Below are 12,288 nucleotides of genomic sequence, written 5' to 3' on the forward strand. Positions count from 1 at the left end.
AATTGCCATGGTGGCAATTCAGTTTCAGTTAAGTTGCAGCGGGTACCGTGGCCGGCGTAGGAAAAACATCGTGTAACGGAGTCTTATCATGAAGCGCCTCACAGCTCTGGTCGCCGCCGCTATCATCGCTTCCTCGGCGACCCAGGCCGTGGCGATGGACCCCGACAAACCGCTGAGCGTGCCCGCCACTGTTACTATTGTCGCTTTCGATCAACTGGAAGCCACGGCCCTGGGCCTGCATCCCGGTTCGACGCTGCTGGACACCGACCTGGATGAGGCGTACGGCAGGTACCGCTACGAAGTCGAGCTGCAAGACCGCAACGGTATTGAATGGGAGGTTGAATTGGACGCGCTCACCGGGCAAGTTCTCAAGAATCATCAGGATACGTAATGACGGTAAATTTATGCGCCGGCAGTCGGGTGGCCCTGGTGGCCTTGGTGCTCCTGGCTTGTTGCTCAAGCGTGGCAGCCCGCGACCTCAACCAGGATGAAGCGCTGGCCCTGCGCCAGCAGGGAGTGATCCTGCCACTGGAGCAACTGTTGCAGCAGGCCATGGCCCGCTACCCCGGCTCCCGCTTGCTGGAGGCCGAGCTTGAGAAAAAACACGGTCAATATGCCTACGAAGTGGAACTGGTGACCATTGAAGGTGTGGTGCGCGAGATCAAGCTGGACGCGACCAGTGGTGTGCTGATCAAAGACGAGGAAGACTGATGCGCCTGCTTTTGGTGGAAGATAACGTACCCCTGGCCGATGAACTGCTGGCCGGCCTGCAGCGCCAGGGGTATGCGGTCGACTGGCTGGCCGATGGGCGCGATGCTGCGTACCAGGGCCGCAGCGAGCCCTATGACCTGATCATTCTCGACCTGGGCCTGCCCGGTTTGCCTGGGTTGCAAGTGCTGGCGCAATGGCGTGCCGCAGCGCTGGCGACCCCGGTGCTGATCCTGACCGCCCGCGATTCCTGGGCCGAGCGTATCGAAGGGCTCAAGGCCGGTGCCGACGATTACCTGAGCAAACCCTTCCACCCGGAAGAACTGCACCTGCGCATCCAGGCGCTGTTGCGTCGTTCCCACGGCCAGGTCAACCAACCCACTTTGCAAGCCGCCGGCCTGCACCTGGATGAAGGGCGCCAGTGCGTGCTGCGTGACGGCGACGAGATCCAGCTGACGGCCGCCGAGTTTCGCCTGTTGCGCTACTTCATGCTGCACCCCGAACAAATCCTGTCGAAAAGCCACCTGGCCGAGCATTTGTATGACGGCGAGACCGAGCGCGACTCCAATGTGCTGGAAGTCCACGTCAACCACCTGCGCCGCAAGTTGGGCCGCGGCGTGATCGAAACCCGGCGTGGCCAGGGCTATCGGTTTGGCGCCAGCCCTGCATGAAGTCGATTCAACGACGCCTCAGCCTCGGGCTGATCAGTGTGATGGTGATCGTCGGCGTGGTGCTGGCGCAAACCAGTCTGTGGTTGTTCGAGGCCGGTTTGCAGCGCTACCTGGAAGCGGGCTTGCATAACGACAGCGAGAACCTGCTGGTGGCGCTGGTGCGCGGGCCCAACGGCGTACAGCTGGATGAGCAGCGCCTGTCGCCTGCGTATCAGCGACCGTTTTCCGGGCATTACTTTCGTATCGATTTTGCCGACACGCATTGGCGTTCCCGCTCGCTGTGGGACCAGGAGCTGCCGCAACTGACGGAGGCCGGGCTCAAGGGCAACCTGCAACTGGGGCCCGAAGGTCAACAACTGCTGGTGCTGCGGTCGGACTACAAGCGCTTTGGCCAGTCGATTTCCATCAGCGTGGCCCAGGACTACACCCCGGTGCGGGAAAGCTTCCGCCTGATGCGTCAGATCGGCCTGGTGCTGGGGTTGGCGGCGTTGCTGTTGGTGTTGATCCTGCAACGGGTCACTGTGCGTCGCGCCCTGCGCCCGCTGGAAAACGCGCGCAACCAGATCGCCCAGTTGCAACAGGGCCAACGCACGCAACTCGACACCCAGGTGCCGCTGGAGCTGGAACCGCTGGTCGCCCAGATCAACCACCTGCTGGCCCACACCGAAGACAGCCTCAAACGCTCCCGCAATGCGCTCGGCAACCTCGGCCATGCGTTGAAAACCCCGCTGGCGGTGCTGCTGAGCGCGGCCTCGAGTGAGGCGCTCAAAGACCACCCCGAACTGCGCAAGCTGCTGCACGACCAGTTGGAGCAGGTGCAACAACGCCTCAACCGCGAACTCAACCGTGCACGCCTGGCCGGCGAAACGTTGCCCGGCGCCTTGTTCGACTGTGACAAAGAACTGCCCGGCCTGCTGGCCACCTTGACCATGATCCACGGCGATCACCTGGACCTGCGCTACCATGCCACCCCCGGCCTGCAATTGCCGTGGGACCGCGAAGACCTGCTGGAACTGCTCGGCAACCTGCTGGACAACGCCTGTAAATGGGCGGATGCCGATATCCGCCTGAGCGTCAGCGAAACTGAGCATGGTTACCTGCTGGCAGTCGAAGACGACGGCCCCGGCATCCCCGAAACCCAACGCGACCAGGTGTTCAGCCGTGGCGCGCGCCTGGACGAGCAGATAGATGGCCATGGCTTGGGGTTGGGAATCGTGCGCGATATCGTCGAGGTGTGGGGCGGGGTGTTGCAGTTGCAGGAGAGTGAGTGGGGTGGGCTCAAGGTGCTGATCGAGCTGCCCAAGCGCCACTCCTGACACACCGCAAGCAAATTGTGGCAGCGTCTTCATTTGGACGACGCAGGTATGGGCACTACATCCGAAAGTGATCCATCAACCAGGCGCGGATGGTCGACACATTGCTGTTGATCTCTTCCTTCACCGCGCTTTTTGACATGTGCGCCCGCCTGCTGCAAAGTGCGCGCCCTCTAATAAGACCTCCTAAAGCCTGCGCGCGGGTTGCCATTCAATGGCCACTTGGGCGCGGGCATGTCTGTTTTGTATGTTTCTGCTTGAGGTAACCATGATTAACGCCGTCATCGCTGCAGTCGGCACCATGCTGGTGCTCAGCCTGTCCCGCGTGCATGTGGTCATCGCCATCATCGTCGGCGCCCTGGTGGGTGGCCTGACGGGCGGCCTGGGTATCGAGGCCACGCTTAAAGCCTTCAATGGCGGCTTGGGTGGTGGCGCGACCGTCGCGTTGTCCTACGCATTGCTCGGCGCATTCGCGGTGGCGATTGCCAAGTCCGGCCTGGCCCACGCCCTGGCGGACAAAGCCTTGCTGCTGGTGGACCGTCAGGACGCCAGCGGTGGCAGCCACGTCAAATGGTTGTTGATCGGCCTGCTGTGGGTGGTGGCGATTGCCTCGCAGAACATTCTGCCGATCCACATTGCGTTTATTCCGTTGCTGGTGCCGCCGCTGCTCTACGTGCTGACCAAGCTGCAACTGGACCGCCGCCTGATTGCCTGCGTGATGACCTTCGGTTTGATCACCCCCTACATGTTCCTGCCGGTGGGCTTTGGCAATATTTTCCTCAACCAGATCCTGCTGGCCAATGTGGCCAACAGCGGTGTGGACATCAGCCAGGTCAACGTCACCCACGCCATGGGGCTGCCGGCTCTGGGCATGGTGGTCGGCCTGCTGGTGGCGGTGTTTGTCAGCTACCGCAAAAAACGTGTGTATGACCTGGAGAAAATCGAGCGGGTCGAGCAAGTGGCCGTGCAATACAACCCGCTGACCTTGCTGGTGGCCGGCCTGGCGATTGCCTCGGCATTCATCATTCAACTGTGGCTGGATTCGATGATCATCGGCGCCCTGGCCGGGTTCCTGATTTTTTCGGTGTCGGGCATCGTGCGCTGGCGCGACACCGACGACTTGTTCACCGAAGGCATGAAGATGATGGCCATGATCGGCTTCATCATGATCGCCGCCTCGGGTTTCGCCGAAGTGCTCAAGGCCACCGGCGACGTGCGTTCGCTGGTGGAAGCGTCGGCGGCGTTTATTGGCCATAGCCGTGGCGTCGGTGCGTTGCTGATGCTGCTGGTGGGCCTGTTGGTGACCATGGGGATCGGCTCGTCGTTTTCCACGGTGCCGATCCTCGCCGCGATTTTTGTGCCGTTGTGTGTGCAACTGGGCTTCAGCCCGTTGGCCATCGTGTGCATCGTCGGCACGGCGGGCGCATTGGGCGATGCCGGCTCGCCCGCGTCGGATTCCACCCTCGGCCCGACCTCCGGCCTGAATATCGACGGCCAGCACCACCACATCTGGGACACCGTGGTGCCGACATTCCTGCACTACAATATCCCATTACTGGCATTTGGCTGGCTGGCCGCGATGACCCTCTGACCCTTATCGCACCCTTGTAGTAAGCCCACCTGGCTAACGTCGCCTGGGACTTACAGAATCCGCGCAACTGGCCGATAACCTTTCAAGTCGCCTAATAAGAGATAAAAGCCATGCGTCTGAGTCTGAAGGCCAAAGTTCTGTCCCTCGCCGTCGTGCCGGTGTTGCTGTTTGCCGTGGTTATCAGCCTGACGACCGTGTGGATTCTCCAGGAGCAGGCGCGCAACGAGGTGGAGGAAACCCGTCAGCGCCTGCTCGACGCTGCCAAGGCCACTCTGCAAAGTTATGTGGAAGTCGCCATGAGCACCATCAAGCCGCTTTATGATGCGGCCACGCCAGGCGATACGGCGGCGCGGGCCGAGGTGGTCAAGCTGCTGTCCAACACCAGCTACGGCAAGGACGGCTATTTCTTTGGCTACGACTCCGAGACCATCCGCCTGTTCAAGGGCAACAGCCCCGACGGCGTAGGCAAGAGTTTCAAGGATAACCGCGACCCTAACGGTGTGTACGTCAACCGCGACCTGGTCAAGGTCGGCAAGGACGGCACCCACTACCTGCAATACAGCTCCACCCAGCCCGGCCAGACCGAACTGGTGCCCAAGATGGGCTACACCGAGTACCTGCCCAAATGGGACATGGTCATCGGTACCTCGGTGAACCTGGACGGCATCGAAGCCCAGGTGGCGGTGGTCGAGGCCAAGGTGGAAAAACGCATGGAAGGCGTGCTGCTGAGCATCTTCGGCGTGGCCGTGGTGGTGCTGCTGGTGATTGCCGCCGCCGGCATACTGTTGGCCAATACCATTCTGCGACCGCTGCATCTGATGAAAGCCAACCTTGACGACATCGCCGCCGGCGAAGGCGACTTGACCCGCCGCCTGGCCATCACCAGCCAGGATGAACTGGGCGACCTGGCAGGTGCGTTCAACCGTTTTGTCGACAAGATCCACGGCCTGGTGCGCCAGATCACTGAAATGACCGCGCAACTGACCGGGCTGGTGAGCCAGGTGTCCGACCAGGCCCAGCGCTCGGAACTGGCCATGGAGCGCCAGCGCCACGAGACCGATCAAGTGGCCACCGCGATCAACCAGATGTCCTCCGCCGCGCAGGAAGTGGCGCGCAGTGCCCAGGGCGCCTCCGTGGCCGCGCAACAGACCGACGCCGAAGGCCAGGCCGCCAAGCGCGTGGTGGACGGCAGCATCGCGCAGATCCATGCACTGGTGAATGACATCCGCAGCAGTGGCGTGTCCCTCGACAGCCTGCAGCAGGATGTGTCATCGATTGTCAGCGTGTTGAGTGTGATCCGTTCGATTGCCGAACAGACCAACCTGCTGGCCCTCAATGCGGCGATCGAAGCCGCGCGGGCAGGGGAGGCCGGGCGTGGTTTTGCGGTGGTGGCCGACGAAGTGCGCGCCCTGGCCAGCCGCACCCAGACCAGCACCCAGGAAATTCAAGGCATGATCGACCGTCTGCAAAAAGGCACTGAAGCGGCCGTGGACGCGATGCGCCGCTCCAGCGATGCCGGCGACGGCACGTCGGCCCGGGCCAATGAGGCCGGGGCGTCCCTGGACACCATGGCCCAGTTGATCGGCACCATCAATTCGATGAACGCGCAGATCGCCAGCGCCGCCGAAGAGCAGACTGCCGTGGCCGAAGAGATCAACCGCAGCGTGCATCAGATTGCTGCGGCGGTGGACAGTGTTGCCGATGAGACCCAGTTGGGCGCGCAGACCTCCCGCAGCCTGGCAGACCTGGGCCAGCGGCTGGGGCAATTGGTCGGCCAGTTCAGGATCTGAGGGTTCCTGGGGGTCAGGGCTTGGCCTGGTTGTTCGGCGTCATGTCATCTGAATCAACGTTTTGAGGATGGTGCTTTCAGTCCATCTGCTTGTTGGCGGCGTGGAGCCCGCTAAGGCCATATTGAAAGACATATCAACGTCAGAGGTCACGCATGAGCAAGCCGAAGCGCAGCTCCACCTCAGCCGGCAAGGGCATATACACAATGTGCCCATCTCCCGGCGCCACATCGATGGCCTCGCCCTTGGCGTTGTGCAGGGTAGCCAGGTCAAAGTGGAAGTTGCCGGCGGGGGTCATCAGTTCCAGGTGGTTGCCCAGGGTAAAGCGGTTCTTCACCTTGACCTCGGCCAGTTCGCCGCGGCGTTCGCCGGTCAGTTCGCCCACGAACTGCTGGCGCTCCGACACGGAACTACCGTTCTGGTAGTTCTGGTACTCATCGTGCACATGGCGGCGCAGGAAACCTTCGGTGTAGCCGCGCTGGGCCAGGGACTCCAGGTCGGTCATCAGCGTACGGTCGAACTCACGCCCGGCCACCGCGTCATCAATCGCCCGGCGATACACCTGGGTGGCGCGCGCGCAATAAAAGTGCGACTTGGTGCGGCCTTCGATCTTCAACGAATGCACGCCCATGCGTGTCAGGCGCTCCACATGCTGCACCGCGCGCAGGTCCTTGGCGTTCATGATGTAGGTGCCGTGCTCGTCTTCGAAGGCGGGCATCTGCTCATCGGGGCGGTTGGCTTCCTGTAACAGGAACACGTGGTCGGTCGGCGCGCGAATCCCCAGGGTCGGTTCCGGCTGAAACACCTGGACGATATCCCCCGTGGCGTTTTCCATCGCCGGCGTGGCCTGGTATTTCCAGCGGCACGCGTTGGTGCAACTGCCCTGGTTGGCATCGCGCTTATTCATATAGCCCGACAGCAGGCAGCGCCCGGAGTAGGCCATGCACAAGGCGCCGTGCACGAACACTTCCAGCTCCATGGCCGGCACGTGCTGGCGGATCTCGTCGATTTCTTCCAGGGACAGTTCCCGCGACAGGATCACCCGGCAGATCCCTTGCTGCTGCCAGAATTCCACGCTGGCCCAGTTCACCGTGTTGGCCTGTACCGACAGGTGAATCGGCATCTGTGGGAAGTGCCGGCGCACCAGCATGATCAGCCCCGGATCGGACATGATCAGTGCGTCCGGGCCCATGGCAATCACCGGTGCCAGGTCCTTGAGGAAGGTCTTGAGCTTGGCGTTGTGCGGCGCGATGTTCACCACCACATAGAAACGCTTGCCCAGCGCATGGGCTTCCTGGATACCCAGCGCCAGGTTAGCGTGGTCGAACTCGTTGTTGCGCACGCGCAGGCTGTAGCGCGGCTGGCCGGCGTACACCGCGTCGGCGCCATAGGCGAAGGCGTAGCGCATGTTTTTCAGGGTGCCGGCGGGGGCGAGCAGTTCCGGGGCGAGCAGTCGTGGAGCAATGGCAACGGGCATGGGCGTGGGTCGCAAAAAGTCGCGAGGTTAGTCGAAGCGGGGCAAGGCTTTATTGATCTGGGTCTACGCTTACCGCAACAAAGATGGCACTCCCGGAATTTGCGGCGGACTAAGCATCTGGACGCAAACGCGCGTCCTGTTTTTCTGACATGGACCGGACATGAATCAAACCAACCTGCAATTCAAAACCCTGCTGTTGTTGCTGGCGCTGGTGACCATTGCCTTTATCTGGATATTGCTGCCGTTCTACGGCGCGGTGTTCTGGGCGGTGATCCTGGGCATCATCTTTGCGCCGATGCAACGTCGCCTGCAGCAGCGGTTCGGCTGGAACCGCAACCTCACGTCCCTGACCACCCTGATGGTGTGCCTGGTCATCGCGATTTTGCCGGTGATCATCACCAGTGCCTTGTTGGTGCAAGAAGGCGCGACGCTCTACAAGAACGTCGAAAGCGGCAAGCTGGACGTGGCCGGGTATATCGAACAGTTCAAACAGTTCCTGCCACCTTACTTCCAGCATCTGCTGGACCGTTTTGGCATGGGCAACCTGGAAGGGCTGCGCGAGAAAATCGTCAAGAGTGCGATGCAGGGCAGCCAGTTCTTTGCCACCCAGGCGTTCAGCTTCGGCCAGGGCACCTTTGATTTTCTGGTGAGCTTTTTCATCATGCTGTATCTGCTGTTCTTCCTGCTGCGCGATGGCCCGGAGTTGGTGCGCAAAGTGCGCACGGCAGTGCCGCTGGCCGAGCCGCAAAAGCGTCGGTTGCAGCTCAAGTTCAATCGGGTGGTGCGCGCCACGGTCAAGGGCAATGTGTTGGTGGCCGTGACCCAGGGGGCACTGGGCGGTTTGATCTTCTGGTTCCTGGACATTCCCAGTGCGTTGCTCTGGGCGGTGCTGATGGCGTTTCTGTCGCTGCTGCCGGCAGTGGGCGCGGGGATTGTGTGGGCGCCGGTGGCCGCGTATTTCCTGCTCAGTGGTGCGATCTGGCAGGGCGTGGTGCTGGGCCTGTTCGGGGTATTTGTGATCGGGCTGGTGGACAACGTGCTGCGCCCGATCCTGGTGGGCAAGGACACCAAGATGCCGGACTACCTGATCCTGATTTCGACCCTGGGCGGCCTGTCGGTATTCGGCCTCAACGGGTTCGTGATCGGGCCACTGGTGGCGGCGCTGTTTATATCGAGCTGGGCGCTGTTTGTCGAAAGCAAGCCACGGACCAAACTGCCATTGCCGTGAACCTCAGGCATGCAGCCTGAAGTTCGAGGCGTGTTGCAGCTGTTGTTCGGCGGCGGACAAGCTCATCAGCGGGCCGCTGATGGTCTCGCCGTCGCGTACCAGGTACCAGCAGGCGAGCAACCCCAGCTCCCGCAGCGGGGCGGGGACGGCACTGCCGATGACAGACATGATTTGAACAGTGGGCATAAGGACCTCCAATCGCTATGGAGGCCACCTTACGGGGCCAGGCGGTGTAGGAAAAATCACCTGGCTCGATAGTCGACATTAACGCAACGCGTCAATCCACGACCTGATCGAGCATGCTCACGACTTCCTCCTCACTGAGCAAGCCCTTGCGCACCAGGTTTTCCGTCAGCAACGCGAGGAACTTCGCGCTACGGTGGCCTTCCAGGTGCTTGAGCTCAGTCAGAGCGCTGTAGACCTTGCTGGACGTACAGAGGCCAGCAGCGCGGTGTGGATGTTGTGTGGGCATGGTCAGCCGTCCTTGTTGTTATTCAGTGGACCGGTTCAATAGTGAGAGTGGGGTGTGACACAAACATGACAGCGAGGGCCCTCGTTGGGCAAGTAGACTTTCGATCTTAATAATGTGGGATTGTGGCTGGGGCATTGTTCTCAGAGCGACCTTGGAGCGATGAATCCGGACTTTGCGCGCGAAAAAAGGCCCCGCGTCGGGCGAGGCCTTTTTTAAAGGTAACGATCGATGCTTACCAGCCGCGACGGTAATAGCCATGGGGCGGGCCGTAATACCCACGCGGTGGGCCGTAATAGACCGGGGCCGGGCGGTAATACACCTCTTGCTGCACATAGACCGGTGGTGGCGGCGCGTAGTAGACCGGCGGTGGTGCGGCATACACCGGCTGTGGCTGCACGTAGACCGGCTGTTGCACATAGACCTCACGGGGTTGGCTGGCAACCACGGAGCCCACTACGGCGGCGCCGACCAGGGCACCCAAGGCGGCCGGCCCAGCCCATCCACCACCGTGGGCAGAGGCTTGGCCTGCCATCGCGAGTGCACCAACGAGCAGGGCGATCTTGGGGATTGTACGAATCATGGTCATTCCTCGGTTAGCCCCTGCGCTTGTGGTCTGCAATCAATAGACTCAAGTAATGTCGCGGGGATACTTTTAAGACAACGTATTTCTGAAAAACAGCACGGCCGCTAGGTAAAGGTTGTGTAAGGTCTGTACCGATTTGCTTACTCAAAGGAGTTACTCATGCAGATGCACCCCAACAAGGACACCCAACTGTGCATGTCATTGGCGGCGCGCCCCGGGAATTTTGGCCTGCGTTTCCATAACCACCTGTACGAACAGTTGGGTCTGAATTTTTACTATAAAGCCTTCAGCAGCCAGGATTTACCCGGCGCGATCGGCGGTATACGCGCGTTGGGCGTGCGTGGCTGCGGGGTTTCCATGCCCTTCAAGGAAGCCGCCATTGCCTTAGTGGACGAACTGGACGATTCGGTTCAAGCCATCGACTCCTTGAACACCATCGTCAACACCGATGGCCACCTCAAGGCCTATAACACCGACTATATCGCCATCGAGCAACTGCTGAAAAAGCACGCGGTGCCGCAGGCTTCGACCTTTGCCCTGCGCGGCAGCGGCGGCATGGCCAAGGCCGTGGCCAGTGCCCTGCGTGACGGAGGCTATGCCAATGGCGTGATTGTGGCGCGCAATGAAGCAGCGGGGCGCAGATTGGCGCAGAACCTGGGATATGAGTGGCAAGCCGACCTAGGCGAGTTGCGCCCGCAGATGCTGATCAATGTCACGCCGATCGGCATGACCGGCGGGGCCGAGGCGGACGCGTTGGCGTTTGAGGCCGATGCCATTGATAAAGCCGAGACGGTGTTCGATGTGGTGGCGATCCCCTCGGAAACGCCATTGATCGTGCGCGGACGGGCCCAGGGCAAGCGGGTGATTACCGGCCTGGAAGTGATTGCGATCCAGGCGTTGGAGCAATTTGTGCTGTACACCGGTGTTCGACCGACCCAGGAACAGTTCGAAAAAGCCGTGGCATTTGCCCGAAGCTGAAGACCACGGGTGGCCAAATGTGGGAGCCCTCAGTACCTCTTCGAGGTAGCGCTGACGTGCAGCAAGCGGGGCCTCTGTGGCGAGCGGGCTTGCTCGCGAAAACGGTGGGTCAGTCAACATCACTGTTTGCTGGGCCGACGTCTTCGCGAGCAAGCCCGCTCCCACACTTTTACCGAGTCAGGCCTGTTCCAACTGCGCCAAGCGTTCTTCCAACGCCGCAATCCGCGCTTCCAGCTCTTCAATACGCTCGACTGAAACCACCGCTCCACGCTCCATCGGGCTGCCCCGCGCCGCGATAATCGCCTCGATATCCGCCGGATCCCCGAGCGCATGGGTATAGCGATCTTCCCGCTGCCCCGCCTGGCGCGGCACCAGCAGCGCCAGCCCGCGCGAGATCAGGCGCTCAAGCTGATGCACGACCTGCTCGGCGTCTTCGAAATCATGCATGCGCGCGCTGCGGGTCAGCAGTTCGTTGACGGTCTGCGGGCCGCGCAGAAATAGCAGTCCAATCAGCGTCACCTGCGCCGGTACCAGCTCCAGCGCCTTGTCCACACGATGTTCCCAGCGGTCGGCCCGACTGCCCATCACCAGTCGGGTAAAACCTTGGCCTTCGAGGGCGCGCAGGCTCTGGCCAACCTGGCCCTGGGTGAGGTTCATCACCGGCTCGCGGCTGGTCTTCTGATTGCAGGCCAGCACCAGGGCATTGAGGGTGAGGGGGTAGGTTTCCGGGTTGGTCGCCTGTTTTTCGATCAGGCAGCCCAGGATGCGGATTTCCGTGCTGTTCAGGCGCGGCTCGGGGGTGTCGGTGTCGTGCTCGGCGGTCATCGCGCGTTCCCTATGCAGTGAAGCCCACTAGCCTAATCCTGAAAAAATAAAAGACAAGCCGCAGGCATGGCTATAATCGCCGCTGGTTCCAACCCTGCCATTACCGATGAGACTGTCATGACTATTTCCCTGTACGCCGCCTCCATCCCAGTCTTCAAGCAAATGCTCAACGCCCTCAGCGATGTGCTGAACAAGGCCGAAGCCCACGCCACTGCCAGGAACATCGACCCCAACGCCCTGCTGCAAGCGCGCCTGTTCCCGGATATGTTTCCGCTGGTGCGCCAGGTGCAGATCGCCGTCGACTTCGCCAAGGGTGTGTCCGCGCGCCTGGCCGAGATCGAAGTGCCGAAATACGAAGATACCGAAGTGACCTTCGCCGACCTGCAAGCGCTGATCGCCAAGGTCCTGGCGTTCGTCGACACCATTACACCGGCACAGGTCGACGGCAAGGAAGGCATCGAGATCATCACCCGTCCAGGCACGCCGAAAGAGAAGCGCTTCAGCGGCCACTCCTACCTGCTGACCTACGGCCTGCCGCAGTTCTTCTTTCACGTCACCACGGCGTACGCGCTGTTGCGTCATAACGGTGTGGAAGTGGGCAAGCGTGATTACATGGGCGCTTTCTAAGCATTCAGTCACAAAAAAAGCCCGGAGT

General features: G+C 61.3%; 14 protein-coding genes. 9 read left to right on the forward strand and 5 right to left on the reverse strand.

Annotation, left to right across the window (positions count from 1 at the left end; all coding sequences use genetic code 11):
• Positions 1-88 precede the first annotated feature (88 nt).
• The 6 genes from AB4O05_RS14155 to AB4O05_RS14180 all read left to right on the forward strand — a co-directional run bounded on the left by AB4O05_RS14155 (position 89) and on the right by AB4O05_RS14180 (position 6,073).
• Positions 89-391 (forward strand): PepSY domain-containing protein, encoded by a 303-nt coding sequence (locus tag AB4O05_RS14155; RefSeq protein WP_460136978.1) that lies wholly within the window; start codon positions 89-91, stop codon positions 389-391.
• Positions 391-711 carry a PepSY domain-containing protein gene (locus AB4O05_RS14160; RefSeq protein ID WP_460136977.1) on the forward strand — a complete coding sequence of 107 codons (321 nt, stop codon included), beginning with the start codon at positions 391-393 and terminating at the stop codon, positions 709-711. The genes AB4O05_RS14155 and AB4O05_RS14160 overlap by 1 nt, the downstream gene beginning before the upstream one ends.
• A complete protein-coding gene (locus AB4O05_RS14165) occupies positions 711-1,379 on the forward strand; it encodes a response regulator transcription factor (RefSeq protein WP_460136976.1) in 669 nt (222 codons plus the stop codon). Before AB4O05_RS14160 ends, AB4O05_RS14165 begins: the two co-directional genes overlap by 1 nt.
• A complete protein-coding gene (locus tag AB4O05_RS14170) occupies positions 1,376-2,695 on the forward strand; it encodes a sensor histidine kinase (RefSeq protein ID WP_460136975.1) in 1,320 nt (439 codons plus the stop codon). The genes AB4O05_RS14165 and AB4O05_RS14170 overlap by 4 nt, the downstream gene beginning before the upstream one ends.
• A gap of 268 nt (positions 2,696-2,963) precedes the next feature.
• The gene (locus AB4O05_RS14175; protein WP_460137588.1) at positions 2,964-4,283 is read left to right on the forward strand and encodes a Na+/H+ antiporter family protein; all 1,320 of its coding nucleotides are present in this window, start codon (positions 2,964-2,966) and stop codon (positions 4,281-4,283) included.
• Between the two features lie 110 nt (positions 4,284-4,393).
• Positions 4,394-6,073, forward strand: coding sequence for a methyl-accepting chemotaxis protein (locus AB4O05_RS14180; RefSeq protein WP_460136974.1), 1,680 nt, complete (start codon positions 4,394-4,396; stop codon positions 6,071-6,073).
• 139 nt (positions 6,074-6,212) lie between these two features.
• On the opposite strand, the gene trhP is transcribed toward AB4O05_RS14180, so the two are convergent.
• The gene (gene trhP / locus AB4O05_RS14185) at positions 6,213-7,547 is read right to left on the reverse strand and encodes a prephenate-dependent tRNA uridine(34) hydroxylase TrhP (protein WP_460136973.1); all 1,335 of its coding nucleotides are present in this window, start codon (positions 7,545-7,547) and stop codon (positions 6,213-6,215) included.
• 160 nt (positions 7,548-7,707) lie between these two features.
• On the opposite strand from trhP, the gene AB4O05_RS14190 reads away from it, so the two are divergent.
• The gene (locus tag AB4O05_RS14190; protein WP_460136972.1) at positions 7,708-8,775 is read left to right on the forward strand and encodes an AI-2E family transporter; all 1,068 of its coding nucleotides are present in this window, start codon (positions 7,708-7,710) and stop codon (positions 8,773-8,775) included.
• 3 nt (positions 8,776-8,778) lie between these two features.
• Here AB4O05_RS14190 and AB4O05_RS14195 read toward each other — a convergent pair whose 3' ends face one another.
• The 3 genes from AB4O05_RS14195 to AB4O05_RS14205 all read right to left on the reverse strand — a co-directional run bounded on the left by AB4O05_RS14195 (position 8,779) and on the right by AB4O05_RS14205 (position 9,833).
• The gene (locus AB4O05_RS14195; protein WP_460136971.1) at positions 8,779-8,961 is read right to left on the reverse strand and encodes a hypothetical protein; all 183 of its coding nucleotides are present in this window, start codon (positions 8,959-8,961) and stop codon (positions 8,779-8,781) included.
• A 91-nt stretch (positions 8,962-9,052) separates the two neighbouring features.
• Positions 9,053-9,247: a hypothetical protein gene (locus AB4O05_RS14200; RefSeq protein ID WP_460136970.1), complete on the reverse strand. Its 195-nt coding sequence runs from the start codon at positions 9,245-9,247 to the stop codon at positions 9,053-9,055.
• A 232-nt stretch (positions 9,248-9,479) separates the two neighbouring features.
• Entirely contained in the window at positions 9,480-9,833 is a 354-nt protein-coding gene (locus AB4O05_RS14205; RefSeq protein WP_460136969.1) for a hypothetical protein, read from the reverse strand.
• A 156-nt stretch (positions 9,834-9,989) separates the two neighbouring features.
• Between AB4O05_RS14205 and AB4O05_RS14210 the strand changes: the two genes are divergently transcribed.
• Positions 9,990-10,808 (forward strand): shikimate 5-dehydrogenase, encoded by an 819-nt coding sequence (locus tag AB4O05_RS14210; RefSeq protein ID WP_460136968.1) that lies wholly within the window; start codon positions 9,990-9,992, stop codon positions 10,806-10,808.
• Between the two features lie 177 nt (positions 10,809-10,985).
• On the opposite strand, the gene AB4O05_RS14215 is transcribed toward AB4O05_RS14210, so the two are convergent.
• Positions 10,986-11,633 carry a YceH family protein gene (locus AB4O05_RS14215; RefSeq protein WP_460136967.1) on the reverse strand — a complete coding sequence of 216 codons (648 nt, stop codon included), beginning with the start codon at positions 11,631-11,633 and terminating at the stop codon, positions 10,986-10,988.
• A 117-nt stretch (positions 11,634-11,750) separates the two neighbouring features.
• Here AB4O05_RS14215 and AB4O05_RS14220 point away from each other — a divergent pair, with 117 nt between their 5' ends.
• Complete coding sequence (locus AB4O05_RS14220; RefSeq protein ID WP_460136966.1) at positions 11,751-12,260, forward strand: DUF1993 domain-containing protein; 510 nt, start codon at positions 11,751-11,753, stop codon at positions 12,258-12,260.
• Positions 12,261-12,288: the final 28 nt, after the last annotated feature.

This window comes from Pseudomonas sp. S1_G07 (assembly GCF_054668565.1).

Bases quoted from the DNA above. Each gene is read 5' to 3' on its own strand.
- AB4O05_RS14155 (WP_460136978.1), top strand. From the start codon at position 89: ATGAAGCGCCTCACAGCTCTGGTCGCCGCCGCTATCATCGCTTCCTCG.
- AB4O05_RS14160 (WP_460136977.1), top strand. From the start codon at position 391: ATGACGGTAAATTTATGCGCCGGCAGTCGGGTGGCCCTGGTGGCCTTG.
- AB4O05_RS14165 (WP_460136976.1), top strand. From the start codon at position 711: ATGCGCCTGCTTTTGGTGGAAGATAACGTACCCCTGGCCGATGAACTG.
- AB4O05_RS14170 (WP_460136975.1), top strand. From the start codon at position 1,376: ATGAAGTCGATTCAACGACGCCTCAGCCTCGGGCTGATCAGTGTGATG.
- AB4O05_RS14180 (WP_460136974.1), top strand. From the start codon at position 4,394: ATGCGTCTGAGTCTGAAGGCCAAAGTTCTGTCCCTCGCCGTCGTGCCG.
- trhP (WP_460136973.1), bottom strand. From the start codon at position 7,547: ATGCCCGTTGCCATTGCTCCACGACTGCTCGCCCCGGAACTGCTCGCC.
- AB4O05_RS14190 (WP_460136972.1), top strand. From the start codon at position 7,708: ATGAATCAAACCAACCTGCAATTCAAAACCCTGCTGTTGTTGCTGGCG.
- AB4O05_RS14195 (WP_460136971.1), bottom strand. From the start codon at position 8,961: ATGCCCACTGTTCAAATCATGTCTGTCATCGGCAGTGCCGTCCCCGCC.
- AB4O05_RS14200 (WP_460136970.1), bottom strand. From the start codon at position 9,247: ATGCCCACACAACATCCACACCGCGCTGCTGGCCTCTGTACGTCCAGC.
- AB4O05_RS14205 (WP_460136969.1), bottom strand. From the start codon at position 9,833: ATGACCATGATTCGTACAATCCCCAAGATCGCCCTGCTCGTTGGTGCA.
- AB4O05_RS14210 (WP_460136968.1), top strand. From the start codon at position 9,990: ATGCAGATGCACCCCAACAAGGACACCCAACTGTGCATGTCATTGGCG.
- AB4O05_RS14215 (WP_460136967.1), bottom strand. From the start codon at position 11,633: ATGACCGCCGAGCACGACACCGACACCCCCGAGCCGCGCCTGAACAGC.
- AB4O05_RS14220 (WP_460136966.1), top strand. From the start codon at position 11,751: ATGACTATTTCCCTGTACGCCGCCTCCATCCCAGTCTTCAAGCAAATG.